This is a genomic window from Bacillus sp. 166amftsu, from assembly GCF_900107445.1.
GTDB classification, from domain to species: domain Bacteria; phylum Bacillota; class Bacilli; order Bacillales; family Bacillaceae_G; genus Bacillus_A; species Bacillus_A arachidis.
On sequence record NZ_FNQA01000001.1, the window covers coordinates 1,085,073 to 1,111,212 of the forward strand.

The following is a 26,140-nucleotide window of genomic DNA, read 5'->3' on the forward strand; positions in this document are numbered from 1 at the left end:
ACGCAATAAAGGAGTGAACAGTATGAAAAAGAAACCTTCAGCATTAATGAAACGTTTAAAATATTTTTCTCCAATAGATCGCTATAACGATAATCATACACAAGAAACATACGAAGATCGCGAATGGGAAAATGTGTATAGAAAACGATGGCAACACGATAAAGTAATCCGTTCTACACACGGCGTTAACTGTACTGGCTCTTGTAGCTGGAATATTTACGTAAAAGATGGAATTGTGACTTGGGAAGGTCAAGAACTTAACTACCCATCCACTGGTCCTGATATGCCAGACTTCGAACCAAGGGGATGTCCGCGTGGAGCAAGTTTTTCTTGGTACATCTATAGTCCGCTTCGCGTGAAATATCCATATGTACGCGGTGTTCTTTGGAATATGTGGCAAGAGGAGCTACAAAATCATAAATCACCATTAGACGCTTGGAAAAGTATCGTAGAAAACCCTGAAAAAGCACGTACTTACAAGCAGGCACGTGGTAAAGGTGGATTCATCCGTGCAAATTGGGATGAAGTATTACAACTTGTTGCTGCTTCTTTACTTTATACAGTAATCAAGTACGGTCCAGACCGAAACGTTGGTTTCTCACCAATTCCAGCCATGTCAATGCTGAGCCATGCTGCTGGTAGTCGCTTTATGCAGCTTATGGGTGGACCGATGCTTAGCTTCTACGATTGGTACGCTGATTTGCCACCAGCTTCCCCGCAAATTTGGGGTGATCAAACCGATGTACCAGAAAGTAGTGATTGGTATAACTCAGGTTACATTATGACTTGGGGTTCAAACGTACCAATGACAAGAACACCAGATGCCCACTTCTTAGCAGAGGTGCGCTATAAAGGAACGAAAGTTGTTTCCGTAAGCCCTGACTTTGCGGAATCCACAAAATTTGCTGATGACTGGATTAGCGTAAAACAAGGTACAGACGGTGCACTTGCGATGGCAATGGGGCACGTCATCCTACAAGAGTTTTACGTAGATAAACAAGTGGAATACTTCACAAATTACGCAAAACAATATACTGATTTCCCATTCTTTGTCACACTCAAACAACAAGGAGACCAATTCGTTGCAGATCGTTTCTTAAATGCGAATGATATCGGCCGTGAAACAAAACTTGGCGAATGGAAACCTGTTCTTTGGAACGATAACACGAAAGATTTCGCAACACCTCATGGCACAATGGGTTCACGTTGGGATAATGAAAAGAAATGGAACTTGCGTTTAGAAGATGAACAAACAGGCGAAAGAATTGATCCACGTCTTTCCTTACTTGGTATGGAAGATGCAGTGAGAACTGTGCAGATCCCATACTTCTCTGATGATGGAAACAAAGTATTAGAACGAACAATTCCAGTGAAAAAAATCACTACAGAAGAAGGCGACGTTTTCGTTACAACCGTGTACGACTTAACGTTAGCAAACTACGGTGTTAATCGCGGACTTGGCGGGCAGGAACCGAAAGATTTCAATGATGATGTTCCATTTACACCAGCATGGCAAGAAAAAATGACTGGAGTAAAGCGAGAACTTATTATTCAAATCGCTCGCGAGTTTGCTCAAAATGCCATTGATACAAACGGTCGCTCGATGATTATTGTCGGCGCTGGTATTAACCATTGGTTTAACTCTGATACGATTTACCGTGCGGTTCTAAATCTTGTTCTTCTCGTTGGTGCACAAGGTGTAAACGGCGGTGGTTGGGCGCATTATGTTGGGCAAGAAAAGCTACGACCAGCAGAAGGTTGGCAAACCATCGCAATGGCAAAAGACTGGCAAGGTCCGCCGAAACTACAAAACGGTACATCCTTCTTCTATTTCGTAACAGATCAATGGCGTTATGAAGATACACCAGTCGGACATTTAGCATCGCCAGTTGTCGGTAACTCACGCTATCAACATCACGGTGATTACAATGTGTTAGCTGCTCGCCTTGGCTGGCTACCTTCGTATCCAACGTTCGAGAAAAACGGAATTGAAATTTATAAAGAAGCTGTCGCTAGTGGCGCAACAACACAGGAAGAAATCGGGAAATACGTTGCGCAGAAGCTAAAAGATAAAGAATTGAAATTTGCCATTGAAGACCCTGATAACAAAAATAACTTCCCGCGCAACTTATTCGTATGGCGCGCAAACTTAATTTCAAGTTCCGGTAAAGGACACGAATATTTCTTAAAACATTTATTAGGTACAACAAACGGATTAATGAATGACGATAGCGATTCATTACGACCAGAAGAAATAAAATGGCATGAGGAAGCACCTGAGGGAAAGCTTGATCTACTAATCAACTTAGATTTCCGTATGGCTGGAACAGCACTTTATTCTGATATCGTTTTACCTGCTTCAACTTGGTATGAAAAACACGATTTAAGCAGTACAGATATGCATCCGTTCGTGCATCCATTTAATCCAGCAATCGGTTCTCCGTGGGAAGCTCGCTCTGACTGGGATATTTTCTGTTCCCTTTCGAAAGCAGTCTCTAATTTAGCAACAGAACTTGAACTTGAACCAATGAAAGAAGTTGTTGCAACACCACTTCTTCATGATACACCGCAAGAATTAGCACAACCACTTGGCAAGATTAATGACTGGAGCAAAGGTGAGTGTGAACCAATACCAGGAAAGACAATGCCGCAAATTCATGTTGTAGAACGAGATTATAAAACGATTTATGACAAGATGACAGCGCTTGGACCAAACGCTGGAAAACAGCCTATTGGTACGAAAGGGATTTCCTGGTCAGCAGAAAAAGAATATGAACAATTAAAGGGTAGATTAGGTGTTGTTCGTACTGATTCTATCGCAAAAGGATGCCCTGACATAACAGAGGCAATCAATGCTGCCGAAGCAGTGTTAACCCTTTCTTCTACAACAAATGGTCATATGGCCGTAAAAGCTTGGGAAGCTCTTGAAAAACAAACAGATTTACAGCTTCGCGATTTAGCTGAAGAACGCGAAGAAGAATGCTTCACATTCGAACAAATTACAGCGCAGCCAAAAACGGTAATTACATCCCCTGCTTTTACTGGTTCCGAAAAAGGAGGACGTCGTTACTCACCATTTACAACGAATGTCGAGCGTCTTATCCCTTGGAGAACGATAACAGGGCGACAATCTTTCTACTTAGATCACGATATGATGAAAGAATTTGGTGAAACGATGGCAACATTTAAACCAATCTTGCAACATAAACCGTTCCGTAAATCACGCCCTGAAGTAGAAGGGAAAGAAATTACACTGAACTATTTAACACCACATAATAAATGGTCAATTCATAGTATGTACTTCGATTCATTACCTATGTTAACGCTATTTAGAGGTGGTCCAACTGTTTGGATGAACAAAGACGACGCTGCCGAAGCTGGCGTTAATGATAATGACTGGATCGAATGCTTCAACCGTAACGGTGTTGTTGTGGCACGTGCCGTCGTAACGCACCGTATACCAAGAGGAATGGCCTTTATGCACCACGCACAAGATCGTCATATTAACGTGCCTGGTACGAAATTAACAAGCAACCGCGGAGGAACGCATAATAGTCCAACCCGCATTCATGTCAAACCAACACATATGATTGGTGGATACGGCCAATTAAGCTATGGATTTAACTACTATGGTCCAACCGGTAACCAGCGTGACTTAAACGTCGTAATCCGCAAACTGAAGGAGGTAGATTGGCTTGAAGATTAAAGCGCAAGTCGGAATGGTAATGAACCTAGATAAATGCATCGGCTGCCATACTTGTAGCGTAACATGCAAAAACACCTGGACGAATCGTCCAGGTGCTGAATATATGTACTTCAACAACGTGGAAACAAAACCAGGTATCGGTTATCCAAAACAATGGGAAGATCAAGAAAAATATAAAGGCGGCTGGGAATTAAAAAACGGTGAAATCCAGCTAAAGTCTGGTTCAAAAATGAAACGTCTTATGAACATTTTTCATAATCCAGATCAGCCTACAATCGATGATTACTTTGAGCCTTGGAACTATGATTATGAAACATTAACAAACAGCCCGCAGCGAAAACATCAACCAGTAGCTCGTCCGAAGTCAGCAATTACAGGCGAATTTATCGACAAAATTGAATGGGGACCAAACTGGGAAGATGATTTAGCAGGTGGACATATAACAGGATTACAAGATCCGAACGTCAAGAAAATGGAAGAAGATATTAAAACAGATTTTGAGAACGTCTTTATGATGTACTTACCTCGCATTTGCGAACACTGTATGAATCCATCTTGTGTTTCTTCTTGTCCATCTGGCGCAATGTATAAACGTGAAGAAGATGGGATTGTCCTTGTCGACCAAAATGCATGCCGTGCTTGGCGATTCTGTGTATCTTCTTGTCCATATAAAAAAGTGTATTTCAATTGGCAAACAAATAAAGCAGAGAAATGTACAATGTGTTTCCCGCGTATTGAAGCTGGTATGCCAACAATTTGTTCTGAAACATGTGTAGGACGTATTCGTTATATCGGAGTTATGTTATATGACGCTGACAAAGTAAAAGAAGCTGCTTCTGTTGAAGACGAAAAAGATTTATATGAATCTCAGCTTACTGTTTTCCTAGATCCAAACGATCCAGAAGTAGCAGCTGAAGCGAAAAAACAAGGTATTCCTGAAGAATGGATTAAAGCGGCTCAAGAGTCACCTATTTATAAAATGATCATTGATTGGAAAATCGCCCTTCCTCTTCATCCAGAATATCGTACAATGCCCATGGTTTGGTATATCCCACCGCTCAGTCCAATTATGAATATGGTGGAAGGCAAAGGAAGCAACTGGAAAGCAGAAGAAATTTTCCCTGCTATTGATAACATGCGTATTCCAATTCAATATTTGGCCAACTTACTGACAGCAGGCGATGAATCACATATTCGTCTTACATTGAAAAAAATGGCTGTTATGCGAACGCATATGAGAGCACTGCAAATTAATAAAGAACCAGATGAAGCTGTATTAGCAAACTTAGGCTTAACGAAAGAAGATGTGGAAGATATGTATCGCCTTCTTGCTATCGCAAAATACAAAGATCGCTTCGTTATCCCTACATCTCACCGCGAACAAGTTGCAGATTTATATAGTGAGCAAGGAAGCTGCGGTCTTTCCTTCGCAGGTGGTCCAGGTTCTTGTATGACGATCTCTTAAATAAAGGAGGCAGGCAAATATGAAACAAAGTTTACAAACCGCTTTTTCTTGTTCTTCCTTTCTTCTCTCCTATCCTGAACTAGGTTGGAGAGAAGCTTTACTAGAATTACAGGAAGCGATTCAAACGATTGAACACAAAGAAATCCGCGTATCACTTACAACATTTATAAAACAAGCACTAGAAAAAACAAACGATCAACTTATTGATTCTTACGTATATACATTCGACTTCGGAAAGAAAACAAATATGTACCTTACTTACATGAACACAGGTGAACAAAGAGAACGAGGAATTGAATTATTAGAGTTAAAACAGCACTATCAAAAGGCTGGCTTTGCAGCAACAGACAAAGAACTACCTGATTATTTACCACTTCTACTTGAGTTTCTTGCAAACGCGAATGAAGAAGATAGCGAACCGATTATGAGTAAATACACGAAAAATATACAAGCATTGCACAAGCAGCTACAAGAAGCAAATTGTATGTACGAACCAATTATCGCTGCCATTCTCCTCGCTATCGATGCCTGGGGAGTACAAGCGAATTAGAAAGGAGTGTCGTCAAAATGATGGATCAATTTTTATGGGTACTGTTTCCCTATATCATTTTCGGAATCTTTATCGGCGGACACATTTTCAGATACAACTATGATCAATTTGGCTGGACATCAAAATCTAGCGAACTATTAGAAAAGAAAATGCTCCGAATCGGAAGCTTGCTCTTCCACTTTGGCATTATGTTCGTAATCGGTGGACATATCATGGGAATATTAATTCCAGAATCCGTATACAGCTCTTTCGGTATTTCAGAGCATACGTATCATATGGTCGCTATCGGCTTCGGTCTTCCTGCTGGAATCGCTTCTATCGTCGGATTAGTCATTTTAATGTACCGCCGCTTTACAGTAAAACGCATTATCGTAACAAGTACAAAAGGAGACTACGTGGCCCTTGTCCTCTTATTCATCGTAATGTTAGCAGGACTATCCTCTACATTTTTCAATATTGATGCAAAAGGATTTGATTATCGAACAACAATCGGCCCATGGTTCCGCAGCCTCTTTGTTTTCCAGCCGAAAGCAGAATATATGGCAGAAGTACCTCTTTGGTTTAAAATCCATATCATTGCAGCGATGGGGCTCTTTGCAACATGGCCATTTACAAGACTTGTACATGTCTTCAGCGTTCCTATGAAATATTTACGACGCAGTTATGTGATTTATCGTAAAAGACAGCCTATTGAATCTGAAAAAGCAAAAATTTAATAAAAATAGCACCTATCTCATAATAGGAGGATAGGTGCTGTTTTTTACATTCATATTCTATGTTTGTTGTTTTTACTATCTTACAACACTTGAATCCCAAGCATCATTGTTACCGGATTTATACCACACTCCACCGATTTGTTGCCAACCTGTTTGCAACAGAAAAGACTCCACTCGTTGTCTAACATTAGAACAAATTTGCGCAATATATAAGAATCATTGCGAGTGTCCTCTCATGTTATTATCCTTGCTCTTCTCCCTGTTTCCCTTGTAAACGGAGCAGACGAAAACGGATGATATGTTATAAGTATGTGAAACCCCCCCGCTTTTGGCAGGAGGGTTTTCTATAAACCAGGCGCCGAATCAAAATTATCCGTATTCGGTGCAGCCTGTAAGATGCCAGTTGCGCTTATACCGGAATCTGTATTTCCACTTGCTCCTGCAGGTGCTCCTTTCGTATACGTTGTAGTTATTGTATCTCCTGGCTGTAAACAAACCTTTGTTGTTGTTCCAATTACTGTCACAACATCAATATAAGTTGGCCCAGATGCTCCACTATACGTCTTTGATGCACTAAATGAAGTATCCCTTAAATTATCTCCCGTAAATAGATTTCCATAGTTATTAACAATAATAAATTCTTTAATATTTGCCGGCATTACCAGTCAACCTTTCTTTTATGAACCTAATGTTAATTCACTTGTTTCTATCGGAGGAATAAATACAGTCCCCCTCGGCACCTCTGCTGGCATACGCTTCCCATTTAAAAAGGTGGCAACGCTTGAAGCCCCAGAACCAGCATATATTTTCGCTACAGCAAATGGTTCGATACTAAAACAATCGCCTACATTTACCGCTCCTCGATTATTTATAATTTTAATCTTCCGAAGAAATGCACTCATAAGTAACCTCCCTTCTAAGAAAAGGATTCTTTTGTACACTGTATGCAAAAGAAAAAAACTTGAAACAAACACGTTTCAAGTTTTAAGAACGAACTATTGAATTTCACCTTCATATTGCAGCATACCGCCGACCATATTTACCGTTTTAAACCCTTGTTCATTTAAATAGTGACATACATTTTCACTACGCATTCCTGATCTACAAATAAAGATATATTCATTTTCTTTATCAAAGAAGTCGACTTTATTTGGGATATCACCCATTTTAATATGTACAGCTTCTGGAATTTTCCCTTGTGCTACTTCCTCATCTTCACGCACATCTACTAAAAATAATGTTTCTCCATTTTCTAAACGTTCTTGCACTTCTTCTGTTGTAATTGTTTTTACTTCCGTCATATCCATAATTCCTCCTTATATACAATGTAACTCTAAGTAATCAGCTTTTTCTTTACTCATCTATTCATCTCCAATTTTAGCATGCAAAATTACGAACGCAAACACTTGAAACTTCTTATCTTTTTATTGTTTCTCAGCACAATTGCAAATGAATCTATTTACAAATATAGCTTTTACATTGTATCCTCAATATACTTGTTTTACGAAAGGAGTCACTTGAAATGACACTTGTTCTTTTCATTATAGGTCTCATTTTTTTAACTCTTGCTATCATTTCACTTGGTGTATTTAACAAAAGTAAGCCTACACAATCTTCTCAAGAACGATCATTCCTCTATTTATTAATCGGCATTGCTTGTTTAGGATTGTGCATTGCAACATACCTCTTCCGTTTAAAAATCATCTAAAAAAAGGTGCCTGCTTAACGACTTGCACCTTTTCTTTTACACATGGCTAGACACTCTTCTCCTTAAAAACTCATCCACTTTCTTTTCAAATAAATGAACATCTATTACTCCAGCCATATGACCATTTATACTTTCAATCTCATACACTTCCGCATACTTCCCTTGCTTCCTAAGCACGTCTACCATTTGATAATTATAACGAGAAGGTTGCAACAAATCTTGTTTGCATGGAATCATAAGCACATCTGCCTCGATTTGAAAAAGTGCTTCTTCTAAAGAAGAAAAGCCGTGGGCAAGATCATGTAATAATGTGGCCTTTGCTGTATACATCCATGAATTCGCATCAACAAAAGTAATATTTTGAAGTGTCAACGCATTTATATTTTGTTCAAATGACAGTAATGCCGAGAAATTCTCATAAGGTGCTGTTTCTGCACTATTACGCTGAAATGTCGTTTCATAATAGTGAGCATCAAATGCATTTATAAACATCAATTTTCTTGCTACATGTAATCCTTTCATTGGCTGTTCTTCCCCATAATTTCCATCATTCCACTTCGGATCTAACTGAATAGCTTCGATTGCATTTTGCAGAACATTAACCGACGTTACAACCGGATTTTGCGGGTTCGTAATTACACCAATCATCCGCTCTACCATATCCGGATAATAAACAGCCCATTGCTGTGCAATCATTCCACCAGCTGAAGGCCCTATGACAGCATGCAATCTTGTAATTCCCATGGCTTTCACTAATTCATATTGCACACGTGCCACATCTAAAAACGTAAATACCGGAAACTCCATCCCATATTCAAATCCTGTTATTGGATTGATTGATTTTGGCCCCGTTGTCCTTACGTAAGGATTCTTCACTTGTACATTGCAAATATTATCGGTACATATTACAAAATAGCGATCTGTATCAATTGCTTTCCCCGGACCAATCAGTCCATCCCACCATCCAGGAAATGGATCCTCTTCCGTATATTTTCCCGCGGCATGGCTTGTTGCACTAAAATAATGACAGACTAAAATCACATTTGATTTTTCCCGATTTAATTTACCGTATGTCTCATATCCAATCTGAACGGGAATTTTCATGCCGTTTTCAAATGTGAATTCTTTTAAATAAAAGTTTTCTTTTTTCACATGTAGCAATTTTTCCCCTCCTTCGCTACATTTCTTCCAACATGTTCATTCATATATTTTTCAGCTTATAAAAAGAGAAACTTTCTCTTAAAGGAAATTTATATATATAAAATGAAATTCCTTCTTACTCTCTTAAATAAGTGCATAATATACAAAAATACCCACAAACTAACATTATCTAACATCATTAAAGAGGGAATACATATGATATGGAAATGGTTTCGCAAGAAAAAAAAATCAAGTAAAACAGATTCAAAAGGGCAAGCTCAAGCTACTCAGCAAGACAAGCAAGATCAAAACAAACAACAGCAAGCTGCTCAGCAAGACAAGCAAACACAAAATAAACAACAGCAAGCTGCTCAGCAAGACAAGCAAGATCAAAACAAACAACAGCAAGCTGCTCAGCAAGACAAGCAAACACAAAACAAACAGCAGCAAGCTGCTCAGCAAGACAAGCAAACACAAAACAAACAACAGCAAGCTGCTCAGCAAAACAAGCAAACACAAAATAAACAACAGCAAGCTGCTCAGCAAGACAAGCAAGATCAAAACAAACAACAGCATGCTGCTCAGCAAGACAAGCAAACACAAAATAAACAACAACAAGCTGCTCAGCAAGACAAGCAAACACAAAATAAACAACAGCAAGCTGCTCAAGATACGAAACAAGATACACAAACGCAGCAAAATAATAATAGCAATAGCATTTATGATTTCAGTAAACCTGAGAAAGAAAAGGCTCACTCTCTTCAGGATTTATTAGAAAACCTAAAAGCATCTAGTGATTTTGTAAGTTATCATACGTCAGATGATGAAACAATGCCGTACTGGATTTCTTATTATCGGCCATCACTTGATGGGGAAAAATTACAAAAATATTTAATGCCAGCATTACTAGAGCGTACATACTCTACATTAGAAGAATTAAAAGAACATATTCCGATGAGCGGGATTACGATTACAAACGACCTTCAAAAAATTGAAGATATGGTTTTAAAAGGGCATGCGATCGTACAGTTACATAAACAAGATCAAAAATGTATCTTAGCAAATATCACAATTGATAATTATCGGGCACCATCTATTCCCTTAAATGAATCTACAGTTATTGGTCCACAAGAGGGATTTGTAGAGGATATTGATACGAATATTAACTTAGTACGTAAACGCCTTCCGGTGTTAGCACTACAAACAAAAGAAGTTATCATTGGGACGTTCTCTAAAACAAAAGTTGTCATGATGTATTTAGAGAATCTTGCTGAAAAAGACAGTGTTGATTATTTAGAAGAATCACTTCGTACAATTGAATACGATCAAATCAACGACAGCTCCTATATTCAAGAATTAATGGGAGAAAAATCAATCTTCCCACTATATATTAATACAGAACGTACAGATCGAGTAACGACCGCATTAATCGACGGAAAAATCGCTATTTTTGTAGACGGTTCACCGAGCGTCTTACTCACTCCTGTTTCATACTTTGATTTTTTCGTTTCACCAGAGGATTACAACGTATCTTGGCTTTACGCTACGTTTTCAAGATTTTTACGACTCATGGCTGTTCTGTTTTCCATCTGTGCAGCACCATTATATGTTGCCATTTTAAGTTATCATTACGAATTAATTCCAAGCGATTTACTCGAAACATTAATTTTATCAAGAGCACAAGTTCCTTTCCCACCTTTAATAGAAGCACTCTTTCTAGAACTGGTTATTGATTTACTTAGAGAGGCCGGAGCTAGACTGCCAATGAAAGTAGGCCAAACACTCGGTATTGTAGGCGGTATCGTAATCGGACAAGCATCTGTACAAGCAGGACTAACAAGTAATATTTTGTTAATCATTGTCGCCTTATCCGCGTTAGCTTCCTTTATCACACCGATTTATAAGATGGGGAACGCAGTTCGCTTACTACGATTCCCATTCCTTTTATTTGCAGAATTAGGTGGACTATTTGGAATTTCACTAGGTTTTATCTTTTTATTTACTCATCTATTCAGGCTTTCTTCTTTACGGAAACCATTCGCGCTCTTTTATCCAGCAAGGAAGCAATCAATAAAAGACTCTTGGGTCCGATTTCCGTTATCTATGATTGATACAAGGGATATTCAAGCAAGACCGCAACACTTAAAAAAATCAGCAACAGGAATTTCAATAAAACATACATCTGATTTTGATGAATAAGAAACGAGGTGCACCTATGAGTAAAGTCAAAACAAAATATCAAATATCCCCTATCTTTGTTTTCTTCTTAATTCATAGTGCACAGTTCGGTGCTGGAGTTCTCGGGTTTGCACGCATTATTGCTAAAGTTGCAGGCTATGATGCTTGGATTGGCGTTCTTATCACTGGAATCATCATTCATATTCTCGTTTGGGTGATGTATTACTTATTAAACAATACAAAAGGCACCCTAATAGATCTTCATCAGCAAACTTTTGGAAAATGGCTCGGTAATGGCATTAGTATTGTATTCATGTTGTATTTTTTCGCTTTGAGTATATCCGTTGTTCGAACGTATGTTGAAATTGTTCAAGTATGGATGTTTCCTACCGGGTCCACTTGGATGTTCACAATCTTTTTATGTTTATTAAGTTACTACGTCATCTCATCAGGATTTCGCGTCATGACCGGTATCTGTGTACTTTCAATCGTGGGAACATTAGGTTATATTTTTCTTAGTTTTTTTATGTTGCGATACGCACATTGGGAAAATTTACTTCCTGTTTTTTCACATTCTTTCGGAGATATTTTAAAAGCATCTCAATTTTCAATTTATAGTATGACAGGCTTTGAAATCTTGCTTATGATATACCCATTTGTGAAGAATCCCGAAAAATCTCATAAATTTGCACAATATGGTGTATTGTTCTCTAACATTTTATATTTATTTAGCACAATTTTGGCATTCGCTTTTTTTAGCGAAAAACAGTTATCAAAAACAATTTGGTCTCAACTTTCCATGACACAAGTTATTAAATTACCCTTTATCGAACGACTAGAATACATTGCCATCTCTGGCTATGCACTTGTAATTCTTACAAGTTCTATTCTTCCATTATGGGCCGCTACAAGAGGAACGCATGAAATCTTTCATGTAAAGCAAAAATACATTTTACTTTCTTTCATACTAATTACCATTATTGTTTCACAACTTTTAACAAACAGGCACGATATCAACGATTTTATTAGTTATATTTCCAAAATTAGTCTTTGGCTTATGTATGTTTACATCCCAATCTTATTTCTTATCGTGTGGGTGAAAAGAAAATGGAAAAAATCAAGAGAAAACTAATTCTTCTTTCATGTATTTGTATATTCACCATAACAGGCTGTTTGCAAAAAAATATTGTTGATGATGTTCAGTTAATTCAAGGGGTTGTTTTTGATACAGCAAAAAACAATAAAATAAAGGTGACATCGGTTTGTCCGGTGCAACGAAAAGGAAACAAAGTACAGGTCTACGAAGGAGTAGCAAATGCCGTTAAACAAGTAAAAGCTGATACTTCTTTGGAATCTTCTCAACCATTTGCAAGCGGACAAATGCGCATTGCTTTGTTTACTACAAAAATTGCCAAAAAGGGATTGTCGACCTCCTTTGACACATTGGTTCGTGATGTCAGCATCGGAAACTCATTGTATGTTGGATTATTAGAAGGAAATGGACCTGAGCTGTTTAAAGGAAAATATACAACTTCAGCTAATGTTGCTATTTATATAACAAAAATGTTAGAGCATAACATGCAAACAGGCCCCTTACCAACTGATAATTTACATTTAGGTGCATTTCGTTATTATCGTGAAGGCCAAGATTCTTATATGCCTATCCTAAAAAAGAGTAAAGACAAAATCAAAATCACTGGCATTGGACTTTTAAAAAATGATAAGTATGTCGGAAAAATTGATCAACAAGATATGTTCGTATTTAAGGGATTATTGGAAAAACATCGGTTAGATTCACACGAATTTAAAAGTAATAATGGATATGTAATGATCAATAATATACGCTCCAAGCCAACGTATACTGTAAATGTAAAAGCTGGAAAGCCTTCCTTTTTAATTAAAGTAAAAATGGATGCACGCATTCTAGAACTTTCGAAACAAATAAACCTAGAAAATAAAAAAAACACAAAAAAAATATCACGAGAAGTTGAACAACGCTTAAATGCTAAAGCCGCAAAACTTATCAAAAAATTTAAATATCTAAATGTTGATCCCCTTGGGCTAGGAGCTCAATTTAGACAACACTATAGACCATTTAAATTAGCAGAATGGAAAAAAATGTACAAAGACGTACCTATCACAGTAAAGTATGAGGTTAATATTACAAATTCAGGTGTAATCGAATAATAGGAGATATAGTTTCCTCAAAATGTAAGATAATGATTGAACTCCTCTTTCGGTCATGATACAACGGAGAGAGGAGTTTTTTATACTACTTACAAAATTACTTACATAGAGAAAAAGATATTTACGGGGGAGCTTATGTCTAAAAAGTTAGTAAAGCCTATTTTATATGGTATCCTATTTCTCAGCGTCTTTTTATTTGCTCATACATACTTAAAAAATGTTTCATTTACACGTTATTTACTTGTTGTTGTACCAATGCTACTTGTGGGGATGTTTGGGATTGATCTTGCTGTATCATTTTTAATAAAAAAAGAAGAGTAGCGATAGAGAGAACATCTTATTTTATATAGGATGTTCTTTTTATTAAATAATCTCCTTATGTTACAATGAAACTCGGCACAAAACGAGAAAGGATGAAACAACATGACTAACGAAAAAGGTTTAGATAAAGGATATGAACTTGTCGCAAAAATGCACGAGGTATTTGGACATCCTGTTACAGATGTACCAACAAAATTAACTGAAGAGCGTGCAAAAATTCGCGCAAGCTTTATGCAAGAAGAACTAGAAGAGTTTTTAGAAGCTAATACTGTAGAAGATCAATACGATGCATTAATTGACCTTATTTATTTCGCGTTTGGAACATTTGCAGAAATGGGAGTACGTCCTGATAAAGGATTTGAAATTGTAAACAATGCCAATATGGCAAAACTATTCCCTGATGGAAAACCACGCTTCCGTGAAGGCGACGGAAAAATTTTGAAACCAGAAGGCTGGCAAGCACCAGAACCACAGTTACGTGCTGAAATTGAGCGTCAACGTCAAGAAGCATTAGCAAAAGCAGGGAAATAAGATTGAATAGGCTACTATTCGCGAGAAGTTAAGACCCGCACTTATGTCTTATTTTTTCGAGCGAACGATATGTCGTGTCGAAACGCCGATATATCTGAAAAAGGAGCTCTCTTTATGAAGAGAGCTCCTTTTTGTTTATTTTTTCTTCTTTTCTGTCGGTTGACTTTGTTTAGCAAAATTAGATGAATCATCGAAATTCGGTTGCTTTTTACCAGCATTATTACTTCTACCTTTTCCCATATGTAATGCACCTCCTCTCCTCCTTACTATTCCCAAAATAAAAAATCCCCTTGCGCACAAGAGAATTTTTTTATGTTTTTTATTTACTCTATTAGTGTCCGTGTCCAGCATGCCCTGCCGCGCCCGCTGTTCCTGCAGTACTTCCTGCACTTCCCGCTCCGCCATACCATGTTTGCTGTTGTTGATGTTGTTGACCATGGTGTTGATGCTGGCCATGGTGTTGATGCTGACCATAGTATTGATGCTGACCATGGTGTTGATGCTGACCATGGTGTTGATGCTGACCATGGTGTTGATACTGACCATGGTGTTGATACTGACCATGGTGTTGATACTGACCATGGTGTTGATACTGACCATGGTGTTGATGCTGACCATGGTGTTGTGTTTGATATAAAACAGCCTGTGGATGAATTTGATGGTGACCATGATGATGTACTTGTTGCTGATGATGACCGTGTTGCTGGTGATGACCATGATGTTGGTGGTGACCGTGATGTTGGTGGTGACCATGATGTTGGTGGTAACCGTGATGTTGGTGGTGACCGTGATGTTGGTGGTGACCGTGATGGACGTGATGACCATGAATCATTTGTGGACCTACTCCTCCTACTAGAATAGGAGCAACACCACCAAATCCTGGTTGCGGACCAACTGCTGCAGGGAAGCCAGATTGTGCCCCGCCTACAAATGTTGGAAATGTAGTTGGTGCCCCTACAGGAACTCCACCTTGTGCTCCTCCTACAAATGCCGGAAATGTAGTTGGCGCTCCTACAGAAACTCCACCTTGCACTCCTCCTACAAATGCCGGAAATGTAGTTGGTACTCCTATAGGAACTCCACCCTGCGCTCCTCCCACGAATGTTGGCATTCCGGTTTGCGCTCCAGCTACAGATGTAGGAATTCCTTCTGATGATCCGCCCATCCATGTTGGGTTCCCGCCATATCCTTGTTGTCCAGCTCCTCCCATTAGCATTTGTGCATAGCCATCCTCACCTATCATAAAGCCGTGCGATGCGTTATTATCCATCCCTTTCATTTCTTTCACCTCTTTCTCTCAATTTAACCTGCCTTTGTTATCATATTTCTCATACAAGAATAGGTGTTTGTCTATAAGGGAATTCCACTCATTTTTCAGTTGTCTCAAAAAAAGAGCAGCCCTCTCATAAGGACTGCTCTTTCCTATTAATTTGCAACGATATTAACAAGTTTTCCAGGAACAACAATTACTTTACGAACTGTTTTTCCTTCAATTTGTTCTTTAACTGCCTCAATCGCTAGTTGTTCCATTTCTTCTTTTGATGCGTCTTTTTTCGTTTTCAGTTTTGCACGAACTTTACCCATAACTTGAACAACGATTTCAACTTCATCTTCTACAAGTTTTGACTCATCAAATGTTGGCCAGCTTGCATATGTGATTGTTTCACTGTGTCCAAGTTTGCTCCAAAGTTCTTCAGCAACGTGTGGTGCGACTGGTGCAATCATTTTCACAAAACCTTCTACATATTCTTTCGGAAGAACTTCTGCTTTATATGCATCGTTAATGAACATCATCATTTGAGAGATTGCCGTGTTAAAACGAAGCTCTGCATAGTCTTCTGTTACTTTCTTCACCGTTTGATGGTATGCCTTTTCAAGTTCCTTATTTGGTGCATAAGTAATTTTCTCACTTAGTTCACCGTTATCTTGAACAAATAGACGCCATACGCGATCTAAGAAGCGACGAGCTCCATCAAGACCATTTTCAGACCAAGCGATTGAAGCATCTAATGGTCCCATGAACATTTCGTAAAGACGAAGTGTATCTGCACCATGACTTGCTACGATATCATCAGGATTTACAACGTTACCTTTTGATTTACTCATTTTCTCGTTGTTTTCACCTAAGATCATACCTTGGTTAAATAGTTGTTGGAATGGCTCTTTCGTTGGAACCACACCGATATCATATAATACTTTATGCCAGAAACGAGCATATAGTAAGTGAAGTACAGCATGCTCTGCACCGCCGATATAAATATCAACTGGAAGCCATTGTTTTACTTTTTCAGGATCTACAAGTGCTTCGCTGTTGTTTGGATCAATATAACGTAGGTAGTACCAGCAGCTACCAGCCCATTGTGGCATTGTATTTGTTTCACGACGACCTTTTTTACCAGTTTCAGGATCTACAACGTTCACCCACTCTTCAATGTTTGCAAGTGGTGATTCACCTGTACCAGATGGGCGAATATTTTCTGTTTTTGGAAGAACTAATGGTAATTCTTCTTCTTTCACAGCTGTCATTGTGCCATCTTCCCAATGGATAACTGGAATTGGCTCACCCCAATAACGTTGACGGCTGAATAACCAGTCACGAAGACGGTATGTTACTTTTTGATTTCCTGCACTTGTTACTTCAAGCCATTCAATCATTTTTGCAATTGCTTCTTCTTTATTTAAACCATCTAAGAATGCCGAGTTTACGTGCGCACCATCACCTGTATGTGCTTCTTTTGTGATGTCTCCGCCTTTTACAACTTCTTTCATAGGAAGATCGAAGTTTTTCGCAAATTCATAATCACGCTCATCGTGAGCTGGAACTGCCATTACAGCACCTGTTCCGTAAGTTGCAAGAACATAGTCAGCAATCCAAATTGGTAATTTCTCACCGTTTACTGGGTTAATCGCATAAGCACCAGTGAATACGCCTGTTTTTTCCTTCGCAAGTTCTGTACGCTCTAAATCGCTTTTCGCTTTTACAGAATCAATGTATGCTTCTACTGCTTCTTTTTGGTCTGCAGTTGTAATTTCTGCAACAAGTGCATGCTCTGGAGCAAGTACGCAGTAAGTTGCGCCAAATAGTGTATCAGGACGCGTTGTGAAGATTGTAAACTTCTTATCTGTACCATCGATATTGAAGTGTACTTCTGCACCTTCAGAACGACCAATCCAGTTACGCTGCATATCTTTTAAGCTTTCTGGCCAATCAAGCTCATCTAGATCTTCAAGTAGGCGATCTGCATAAGCAGTGATTTTTAACATCCATTGTTTCATCGGACGACGCTCAACAGGATGTCCGCCGCGCTCACTCTTACCGTCGATTACTTCTTCGTTTGCAAGTACTGTCCCAAGTGCTGGGCACCAGTTTACAGGAATTTCATCTACGTAAGCTAATCCTTTTTCAAATAGCTGTAAGAAAATCCATTGTGTCCATTTGTAGTAGTTTGGATCTGTTGTATTTACTTCACGGTCCCAATCATAAGAGAAACCTAATGCTTTAATTTGATTGCGGAACGTGTTAATGTTTTTCTCTGTAAATTCTGCTGGACTGTTTCCAGTATCAAGTGCATATTGCTCTGCTGGAAGACCGAATGCATCCCATCCCATTGGATGAAGAACATTATATCCTTGCATACGTTTCATACGAGATAAAATATCCGTTGCTGTATATCCTTCTGGATGCCCTACGTGTAGGCCTGCACCTGATGGATATGGGAACATATCTAGTGCATAAAATTTTGGTTTTTCTGTCTCATCTGGCGTACGGAATGTTTTATTCTCTTCCCAATACGATTGCCACTTCTTCTCAATTTCTTGATGATTAAAGCTCATGAGATATCCTCCATTCAAGTTATATTTATTTTCACCGCCTAAAATACAAAAAACCTCTCATCCCTAGAAAGGGACGAGAGGTTATAGATTCCCGCGGTACCACCCTAAATTAATGTAATAAAAGATGTTCAAAACGTCCCGTAAAGGTCGCTAAACAAGCATCAATATATACATTCGCTTAGATCCGTAACGTGGATTAACGGCAATTGCTACTTCATTTCACAACTGCAACTCAAAGGCGAGTTCATAACGAAACGTGGATTGACTTGCACCGACCGTCAACTCTCTAAACCAGCTTCTATTACTACTACTCCTTCTCACTGTTATTACAATATGAGTTAATTTAAATATATTCTAAAACAAGTTACATGTTCCGTCAAACTAAACCGCAATTTTTTCTTCTACTGTTTCTTCTACTTTTACTCGTTTATCATACATACTCGTTGCGATAAGTGCTACTACAAGCATTACCATGATTGCAATAAACAATACTTCAATATTATATAAGTCAACAATCGCTCCGCCGACAACAGGTCCAAACATTTTTCCAACAGTCGCCGCACTATTTACAACGCCTTGATAGAAACCAATCTTATCATTTGGCGCAAGGATATTTGCAATTGTTGGAACAGCTGGCCATACAAATAATTCACCAATTGTTAATGTCACCATCGCGACAAGGAACATCGTGAATTGCTGCGCTTGACTAAGTACGATAAATGACACTGCAAAAATACCGATTCCGATCATAATTTGTTGTTTTAAAGAACGCTTCATCGCACGAATCATCATACTTACAAGCGGCTGTGCACAAACGATCATTGCCCCGTTTATCGTCCATAATAAACTATAATGACGAAGGCTAATATTTAGCTCCTGCATATGCGTCGCAATTGCACCTTGCCACTGTACATATGTAACCCAACATAAAGCATATGCTACACATACGATAAGAAGCGCCTTGAATCCTGGTGTAAGTGACCAACCTTTTTTCGCTTTGACCGCTGTTTGTATACTTTGTTCGTTTTTGTCCTCCATACCACGGAATCCGATAAAGGCAATTAAAAAGAAGATAAAGTATAAAATAAAGTTCGCTAAGAAAATATAATCAAAACGATACGAAGCAACTAAACCACCGCACGCCGTTCCAACAGCGATTCCAACATTTTGTCCAACATACATCGCATTAAATGCTCTTCGTCCTCCCTCTGGCCAAACAGTGCCAACCATTGCGTACATCGATGGAAAGACCATTCCAGACCCGAATCCAATTAACGCTAGCCAAACAACATACAACGGCCAACCATGGAAAAACACAAGACCTAAAATCGACACAAGTGTAATAACAATTCCTACTAAAATTGATTTATATCCGCCCCATTTATCAAATAACACACCACCGAGCAAATTACCGATTACACCAGTTAACGAGTTAATCATCAACACCATTCCGGCCACAGATAGAGACTTCCCTAAATGATCGTGTAAATAAATTGTATTAAAAGGCCATAAAAAAGAAGCACCCGTGACATTAATGATCATCCCAGCTACTAATAGCCATACTTTCCTTGGCATAGTTTCCCCTCCTATTCTGTTTTTTCGTTCTATCCATAATAGTAAAATTGTAGTCGTTTTTAAATAGGAAGGCAACTGATTAATAGTTGGTGAAATTCAGACAATGAGATGTAGACTATATAAACACAAATTAAAAAATCGATATAAAAACCCTCTTTTTTAGGCAGGCAAGAGCATCTGGTCACGCATAGAAACCGTCAGGGCCTTTTCCTGCGACATGCAAGGTCTAAAAGTAGCGATCATGGTGTATTCTGCACGGCAGTGACTTATAAAGAAAAGCGGAGCCGACTGTTTAGGCCTGTTGGCTAAGGTTCTTTCACGCAGAAGGTGTTTTTTACCTTCTCGTGTGGAAGGTTCTTAGACATGAGGGCCTAGGAGGCAGAGCTAGACAAAGATGTCGAAAAAATTAAAATATATATAAAACCCACATCTACATAAAGAGGTGGGTTTTCGTTCACGCTTTACAGCATTGGGAGAATACACTGAAATTTCATCCCCTTATAAATCACGTGATTTAAATGTACGAATCGCTATAAAAATAGCTGCTAGCACATATAAAACAACATAAACAATCATCATATTACTCGGCGCTGAAACACTCCCGAACACTCCTTGTGAGGCTATTGATAAAGGATTGTCTCCTGAATCAAATAAATAGATTGTCATTTTACGATACATTGTATCAATTGGGAATAAAAGGCTTGCGATTATGCCCATGTTTACAAGTGCTGTTTTTTGTGCCAATGTACCGATTTGTTCAACAAATCCGCCAATAAATCCAGTTCCGTACAAAATAATTAACACAATGCCAGCATTTAATGTTGCCATACGCGTGCTTAGTAATATCGCGATGCTAATTAAAATAACGGGCTGGATCAAGAAGAGAGCCAATGCTTTTATAATCTGCGTCGCCGTGAAATCTAAATGAAACGCGCTCCCTCCCATTGTTTGATGAATAAGCACGATACTTATAAATAGAAAGGCTGCGTACGCAATCAGTAACAAGCATAAGCCGATCCATTTTCCCATTAAAAAGGAAAAGCGTGAGATTGGCCTCGTTAACCACGTATCAATTTGATGGCTTTCAATTTCATTGGCAATACTGCCAACACTACTTAAAATAGCTAACAACGCCGTAATAAACGAAGAAAAGTACAACCCCACTCCAAGAAGCTGTGTAGAAAAGAAACTCTTACCCATAAAGTCTTGAGCTGCCGAAATACCGCTAGATTCTCCTGGAAGAATTTCACTAACGGCATAATGAATGGCCACCCCATAAAATATTAAAAAGACAAATGTCATACATAACGTAATAGTAAAAATACGCTTTAACAGAATTTCTTTAAATGATAACTTGGCGATTGTCCACATGCTGCGTCCCCTCTCTCTTATTTACCCAGTACATAAACACATCTTCCAAATGCGGGTGAACCGGATTTAACTGATACACTGGAATATGTAGTGCTACAAATGCTTCTAACAATCTAGGAATGTCATCTTCTTGTTGTAGCGTAATAATCCAACGCTTACGATTTTGCTGTTCTTCTATCTTCCGTACATTTTTAACAAACGAAGGCAGTTGTTTAAAGAACAATTCGCTCTTTTCACCAAGTGTTACTTCAATTTCCGTTTGAATCATCATCAACGAGCGCCAATCTCCTTGGACAATTAACTCTCCCTTATTAATAATCGCCACGTGATCACATACATGTTCAATTTCATTTAATAGATGGCTGTTTAAAAATACTGTCTTCCCTTGGTCCCGAAGCTCTTCCATTAAATGACGCACTTCTTTCCGCCCGATTGGATCAAGCGCAGATGTTGGCTCATCTAAAAAAATCAATTCCGGATCAGAAAGCAGGGCACACGCAAGTCCGATACGTTGCTGCATTCCTTTTGAATAACCGCGAATTTTTTCTTTTTCCCTACCCTTTAAGCCAACTTTTTCAATAACCTCACTCATTTTTGCTTTCCGCTCACGAGAAGGAAGATCGCATAGTTTTGCATGTGTTTCAAGTAACTGCCATCCGGTCAGCCAATCAGGATAGCGAAACAGCTCAGGTAAATAGCCAATACGCCGTTTTGATTCTATTGTCCCAATCGGCTGTCCTAACATTTGCGCTGTTCCCGAATCCGCATGGATCAATCCAAGCATCGTTCGCACAAACGTACTTTTCCCTGCACCGTTAGGACCTATAAATCCGAATACAGTACCGCGCGGCACATCTAATGAAATGTTGTGGATACCGCCTTTTCCGTTATATTGTTTTGTTAAGTTCTTCGTTTGAATAATCCAGTCTTGTTTCATGTTTTACCCCCGCTCTATACAGGAACAGAGCCGCCCCATTTCGCGGAGCCGCTCTTGTTCAATCATTATTTTAATTCATTTGCAAGTTTAATAAGATCGTTTGCATTCAATTCTTTCTCTTGCTCTTTATGTTGCTCGACCATGTGCATTTTCCCATCTTTCTCCCAAATAAGTACATTTTCATATTCAGCGCTATATAAGACGGCCTTTACTCCTTGAACCTTTGTCTCCGATACTTTTGCACCTTTTGCTACATAGGGAATCGGCAATGTATGTGTCCAATCTTGAATACCTGCAAGTTGTGTTTTCACATTCCCTGGAATAATCGGAAGCTCTAAAACTGTTTTTTGTAATTTCGTAACATTTACACCTTCTGGAACAGAAATTTTTGGTGCATCAATTACATTATAGGAAAAAGCGCCTGATGTTCGATTGCCCTCAACTTCTATTTGAGTACGTACTGATTCCGGAACTGTGATTGAAAACTGCTTACCATTCAAAGCACTTTCAAACTCAGTATTGCTTTGTAGTTGTTTCAATAATTTATTAGCTTTTTCTGTATCGAGCTCAAATTGCATAATAAATGACGAATTCACATCCACATTCGTTACCCGATACCCATTTGGCACTTTTGGAACTGCATACCCAGCTTCTCTTGCTTGCTGTTCCGACTGAAAATGAGCATCTTTTTTGCTTCCATTATCTTTGATTCCTATTTTACCAATTCCTTTAATGGACTTCTCTCCTTCTTCCATATTAGAGATCCATCCTTCAATTTCACGTAAGTCCGAATCGGTAAGTTGAACGAACTGCACATCCTTTACTCGAAAAATCGATAACAAGTTATTTGCTCCTGCCCGTACTTCTGGAACTGTTAAAGACACACATACAACTGCTGCCGCTGCTGCTGCAGTAATCCAACGTTTAGATGATTTCTTCATATTATGCCATCTTCCCTTCTTTTTACTTTCTTCACTGTTTGTTTCTTCCGTTTTATGATTTTGTATATTTTGTTCAAAGGTTTTCCAAGCTTGTTCAACATCGATATCAATCTCTTCACTAACGTTTGTGAATTCATCATCCAATACAACTTCTACCCATTGATTAAGCTTACTTACTTCTTCTAACGCCTTTTGACATGCTTTACAATGGTCAAGATGTTGAATATATTGCTTTCTTTCATCGCGGTTTAATTCTCCATCTAAATACGCCTGAATAAATCCAATATCTTGGCATTTCATTTGTCACTCCTCCTTCATCCCTCTATACATCTTCCGAAATTTCGCTTTCGCTCGTGCTAGCAATGTTCCAACCGAGGAAACTTCCATATGAGTAGCCTTCGCGATTTCTTTATATTGAAATCCCGAAAACTTCATTAATAAGAGGGTACGTTCACGCTCATCCATTTCTTTTAATGTACTTTGTACACGAGTAATTTCTTCTTTTTGAATACATTTCTCTTCCGATGACGGACTACTCATTGATTGTTTATAATTTGCTTCTTTTTCAATTCTTGCTTGATGCCTTTTTTCAGATCGCAAATAGTTATATGCTGCATAAATAGATGCTTTTGCCAGCCATGCCGATACACTTTCAATCTCTTTCCATTCTGTATGATATAATTGCAAAAATACTTCCTGCGCTAAATCTTCAGCAATCGCTTGCTCTCGCACAATTCGCATAATTTGTCTCACAACGTGAGCATAATATTGTTTAAATACATCTTGAAACTGTATATTAGAAACTGAATCTTGTTCATATATATTTAACAATGAAGCTTTCACCTCCACTCGTTTCTTCCTCCTTATTAGCCACTTTCACTATAAAGAAACCACAAATTTGCTATTTGTGACAAAAAATAAAAAATATTTTCTTGTAATGGTTCATTCTTATTATAACCGTGTATTGAAACCGATTTTAATTCCTTGTTCTCTAAGAAATTTTGTTCAGAAGCATAAATCTTATATATATAAAAGGAGCTGCCTCAAAAGACCGCTTTTAGTGGTCTTTTGGGGCAGCTCCTTTCTATATTGGAATCGATCTCTAAAACATACATTCCATCCCACATGATTTCCTGTTATAACTTGCATGCTGTTTTGTAATTACATCAATAGAACTATTTATGATTAATCTTTATATTTTAATTTCCCACAGGAGATTCATCCTATTTCTGATTTTGACCGCTCTTTAGAACTCCATTTAAATATTTTATCTAATACAGCATATATCCTATTGGATTCCTTCGCTAGTAAAGGTCCTATAGATGCCAATATCAAAACATATAAAGCTGAAAATGGTTTAATTGTAGCCATTAAGCCACCTGCCATTCCGATATTCGCTAAAATAATAGAAAATTCTCCTCTTGATACAATTGTTAATCCAATATTCACAGAAGCCTTATGGGATAACCCCGCTTTACGTCCAGCAATCATTCCAGCTACAAAGTTTCCGCAGATTGTTAATAGAACTGCTCCTAGTGTTAACCATACAGCCCCACCAAGTGAAAACGGATCTATACTTAAACCGAAACTGAAAAAGAAGATAGCTCCAAAGAAATCACGGAAAGGAACAACAAGATGTTCAATTCGATCACTATGTTCTGTTTCAGAAAAAACGAGTCCTAATAGAAGAGCTCCAATCGCTTCCGCAACATGAATCGTTTCTGAAATACCAGCTATAAAGAATAAAGCTGCAAATACTACGATAATAAATATTTCATTTGAACTAATATCTAATAACTTATTTAAAATAGGGGTAGCTTTTCTTGCCACTATAAAGAATAGCAGCATATATCCTAACGCGATACCTATAGAAGTAATTGCACCTAAAAATGATGCATGATCTCCGAGAACCAGTCCAGAAACTACTGATAGATATACAGCAAGAAAAATATCTTCAAACATAATAATCCCTAAGATTAGTTCTGTTTCATTATTACCGGTTCTTCTTAAATCCACTATTACTTTTGCCACAATAGCACTAGAAGAAATTGTAATAATCCCTGCTATAATTAATATTTCTAATAAAGGAAAACCAGCAAGATACCCATATAATAACCCTAAAGTAAAATTAATGAGGATATATATTGTTCCACCAGTAACAATAGAGCGACCGGATTTAATTAGTTTTTTCATGGAAAACTCTAAACCCAGGTAAAAAAGAAGGAAGAGGACACCGATTCTCCCAAGAAAAGAAATAACTTCTGCACTTTCTATAAATCTGAAATCGATAACACCAATTACAGGAGCATGAGGCCCCACTAACATTCCGAGGATGATAAGGAAGGGAATAATGGAAAATTTAAATCTCCCAGCAAGTATTGCACCAATTGCAACTAAAACTAAGGCTGTTCCAACTTCTAAAATCAAAGTATTCATCGACTATCAATCCCCCCCATTTGAAAGTAATTCCTTAATAAATCTTTTAATCTCTAGCCTTTCTCCAGATAGAACTAGCATATCACCTGCGTCAATTACAGAATCTGGTCCTGGATTAAATAACTTCTTCATATTCTTTTTCATGATTGCAATCACAGTTACATTGTATTTTTTTCTTATTCCGAGATCGCCAATTGTTTGACCGATTGCTGAAGCACTATTTTCAACTTTAAACCACTCAATTGCTAATCCCTCAAACACCATTTCAATTGTTTCTAAGGCTTGTGGTTTATATACCATCCCCCCTAATATGGCAGCGATTTGTCTTGCTTCCGAGTCACGAAGAGAGATACTTGAAATACTTTCATCATGACTAGAATCAAAATGGTACATTTCTCTGCGTCCATCATCATGAATAACAATCACCATTTTTTCGTTATTTTTAGTAATTACTTCAAATTTATAACCGATACCCGGAAGCTCACTTTCTCTAATATTCATTATATTTCCTCCTTGGTATGTTTAATTTGCAATACTGTTTGTT

Annotated in this window: 23 protein-coding genes and 1 other annotated feature; of the genes, 10 read left to right on the forward strand and 13 right to left on the reverse strand. The window is 38.2% G+C overall.

The window, feature by feature from the left end; all coding sequences use genetic code 11:
* Window positions 1-22 precede the first annotated feature (22 nt).
* From BLV40_RS05960 to narI, 4 genes are read left to right on the forward strand one after another with little or no spacing between them, the layout of a single operon-like run.
* Window positions 23-3,706 (forward strand): nitrate reductase subunit alpha, encoded by a 3,684-nt coding sequence (locus BLV40_RS05960; RefSeq protein ID WP_090688029.1) that lies wholly within the window; start codon window positions 23-25, stop codon window positions 3,704-3,706.
* On the forward strand, window positions 3,696-5,171 hold the full coding sequence (narH, locus tag BLV40_RS05965) for a nitrate reductase subunit beta (protein ID WP_026593756.1): 1,476 nt from the start codon (window positions 3,696-3,698) through the stop codon (window positions 5,169-5,171). The genes BLV40_RS05960 and narH overlap by 11 nt, the downstream gene beginning before the upstream one ends.
* Before the next feature lie 19 nt (window positions 5,172-5,190).
* Window positions 5,191-5,721 (forward strand): nitrate reductase molybdenum cofactor assembly chaperone, encoded by a 531-nt coding sequence (gene narJ / locus BLV40_RS05970; RefSeq protein ID WP_090688030.1) that lies wholly within the window; start codon window positions 5,191-5,193, stop codon window positions 5,719-5,721.
* Between the two features lie 17 nt (window positions 5,722-5,738).
* Complete coding sequence (gene narI, locus BLV40_RS05975) at window positions 5,739-6,437, forward strand: respiratory nitrate reductase subunit gamma (protein WP_090688032.1); 699 nt, start codon at window positions 5,739-5,741, stop codon at window positions 6,435-6,437.
* Window positions 6,438-6,781: 344 nt separating this feature from the next.
* Here the strand turns inward: narI and BLV40_RS05980 are convergent, their stop codons facing one another.
* From BLV40_RS05980 to BLV40_RS05990, 3 genes are all read right to left on the reverse strand, one after another.
* Window positions 6,782-7,096 (reverse strand): hypothetical protein, encoded by a 315-nt coding sequence (locus BLV40_RS05980; protein ID WP_026593759.1) that lies wholly within the window; start codon window positions 7,094-7,096, stop codon window positions 6,782-6,784.
* Between the two features lie 18 nt (window positions 7,097-7,114).
* Window positions 7,115-7,339 carry a spore germination protein gene (locus tag BLV40_RS05985; protein ID WP_090688033.1) on the reverse strand — a complete coding sequence of 75 codons (225 nt, stop codon included), beginning with the start codon at window positions 7,337-7,339 and terminating at the stop codon, window positions 7,115-7,117.
* 93 nt (window positions 7,340-7,432) lie between these two features.
* Entirely contained in the window at window positions 7,433-7,738 is a 306-nt protein-coding gene (locus BLV40_RS05990) for a rhodanese-like domain-containing protein (RefSeq protein ID WP_000141217.1), read from the reverse strand.
* A 221-nt stretch (window positions 7,739-7,959) separates the two neighbouring features.
* On the opposite strand from BLV40_RS05990, the gene BLV40_RS05995 reads away from it, so the two are divergent.
* The gene (locus BLV40_RS05995; protein ID WP_026593762.1) at window positions 7,960-8,145 is read left to right on the forward strand and encodes a hypothetical protein; all 186 of its coding nucleotides are present in this window, start codon (window positions 7,960-7,962) and stop codon (window positions 8,143-8,145) included.
* Window positions 8,146-8,181: 36 nt separating this feature from the next.
* Here the strand turns inward: BLV40_RS05995 and BLV40_RS06000 are convergent, their stop codons facing one another.
* Window positions 8,182-9,306, reverse strand: a complete 1,125-nt coding sequence (locus tag BLV40_RS06000; RefSeq protein WP_090688036.1) for a homoserine O-acetyltransferase family protein — start codon at window positions 9,304-9,306, stop codon at window positions 8,182-8,184.
* A gap of 195 nt (window positions 9,307-9,501) precedes the next feature.
* Here BLV40_RS06000 and BLV40_RS06005 point away from each other — a divergent pair, with 195 nt between their 5' ends.
* The 5 genes from BLV40_RS06005 to BLV40_RS06025 all read left to right on the forward strand — a co-directional run bounded on the left by BLV40_RS06005 (window position 9,502) and on the right by BLV40_RS06025 (window position 14,502).
* Complete coding sequence (locus BLV40_RS06005) at window positions 9,502-11,484, forward strand: spore germination protein (protein ID WP_090688038.1); 1,983 nt, start codon at window positions 9,502-9,504, stop codon at window positions 11,482-11,484.
* A 16-nt stretch (window positions 11,485-11,500) separates the two neighbouring features.
* Window positions 11,501-12,595, forward strand: coding sequence for a spore germination protein (locus tag BLV40_RS06010; protein WP_090688041.1), 1,095 nt, complete (start codon window positions 11,501-11,503; stop codon window positions 12,593-12,595).
* A complete protein-coding gene (locus BLV40_RS06015; RefSeq protein WP_090688043.1) occupies window positions 12,571-13,650 on the forward strand; it encodes a Ger(x)C family spore germination protein in 1,080 nt (359 codons plus the stop codon). The genes BLV40_RS06010 and BLV40_RS06015 overlap by 25 nt, the downstream gene beginning before the upstream one ends.
* Before the next feature lie 135 nt (window positions 13,651-13,785).
* Window positions 13,786-13,971 carry a hypothetical protein gene (locus BLV40_RS06020; RefSeq protein WP_026593767.1) on the forward strand — a complete coding sequence of 62 codons (186 nt, stop codon included), beginning with the start codon at window positions 13,786-13,788 and terminating at the stop codon, window positions 13,969-13,971.
* A gap of 102 nt (window positions 13,972-14,073) precedes the next feature.
* Window positions 14,074-14,502, forward strand: coding sequence for a pyrophosphohydrolase domain-containing protein (locus tag BLV40_RS06025; RefSeq protein ID WP_026593768.1), 429 nt, complete (start codon window positions 14,074-14,076; stop codon window positions 14,500-14,502).
* 331 nt (window positions 14,503-14,833) lie between these two features.
* Here BLV40_RS06025 and BLV40_RS06035 read toward each other — a convergent pair whose 3' ends face one another.
* The 9 genes from BLV40_RS06035 to BLV40_RS06075 form a co-directional block, all read right to left on the reverse strand.
* The gene (locus tag BLV40_RS06035) at window positions 14,834-15,781 is read right to left on the reverse strand and encodes a hypothetical protein (protein ID WP_090688046.1); all 948 of its coding nucleotides are present in this window, start codon (window positions 15,779-15,781) and stop codon (window positions 14,834-14,836) included.
* Between the two features lie 146 nt (window positions 15,782-15,927).
* Window positions 15,928-18,336, reverse strand: coding sequence for a leucine--tRNA ligase (leuS, locus tag BLV40_RS06040; protein WP_026593769.1), 2,409 nt, complete (start codon window positions 18,334-18,336; stop codon window positions 15,928-15,930).
* Window positions 18,337-18,402: 66 nt separating this feature from the next.
* Window positions 18,403-18,666, reverse strand: a binding site (T-box leader).
* Between the two features lie 51 nt (window positions 18,667-18,717).
* The gene (locus tag BLV40_RS06045) at window positions 18,718-19,911 is read right to left on the reverse strand and encodes an MDR family MFS transporter (RefSeq protein WP_090688049.1); all 1,194 of its coding nucleotides are present in this window, start codon (window positions 19,909-19,911) and stop codon (window positions 18,718-18,720) included.
* A 498-nt stretch (window positions 19,912-20,409) separates the two neighbouring features.
* Window positions 20,410-21,282, reverse strand: a complete 873-nt coding sequence (locus BLV40_RS06050; RefSeq protein ID WP_090688052.1) for an ABC transporter permease subunit — start codon at window positions 21,280-21,282, stop codon at window positions 20,410-20,412.
* Window positions 21,254-22,219 (reverse strand): ABC transporter ATP-binding protein, encoded by a 966-nt coding sequence (locus BLV40_RS06055; RefSeq protein WP_090688055.1) that lies wholly within the window; start codon window positions 22,217-22,219, stop codon window positions 21,254-21,256. The genes BLV40_RS06050 and BLV40_RS06055 overlap by 29 nt, the downstream gene beginning before the upstream one ends.
* A gap of 65 nt (window positions 22,220-22,284) precedes the next feature.
* A complete protein-coding gene (locus BLV40_RS06060) occupies window positions 22,285-23,460 on the reverse strand; it encodes an anti-sigma factor family protein (RefSeq protein WP_090688056.1) in 1,176 nt (391 codons plus the stop codon).
* A 3-nt stretch (window positions 23,461-23,463) separates the two neighbouring features.
* Window positions 23,464-24,009 carry an RNA polymerase sigma factor SigX gene (locus BLV40_RS06065; protein WP_090688059.1) on the reverse strand — a complete coding sequence of 182 codons (546 nt, stop codon included), beginning with the start codon at window positions 24,007-24,009 and terminating at the stop codon, window positions 23,464-23,466.
* 369 nt (window positions 24,010-24,378) lie between these two features.
* Window positions 24,379-25,596, reverse strand: coding sequence for a cation:proton antiporter (locus BLV40_RS06070; protein WP_090688062.1), 1,218 nt, complete (start codon window positions 25,594-25,596; stop codon window positions 24,379-24,381).
* Window positions 25,597-25,602: 6 nt separating this feature from the next.
* Entirely contained in the window at window positions 25,603-26,097 is a 495-nt protein-coding gene (locus BLV40_RS06075; RefSeq protein ID WP_026593776.1) for a cation:proton antiporter regulatory subunit, read from the reverse strand.
* Between the last annotated feature and the right edge of the window lie 43 nt (window positions 26,098-26,140).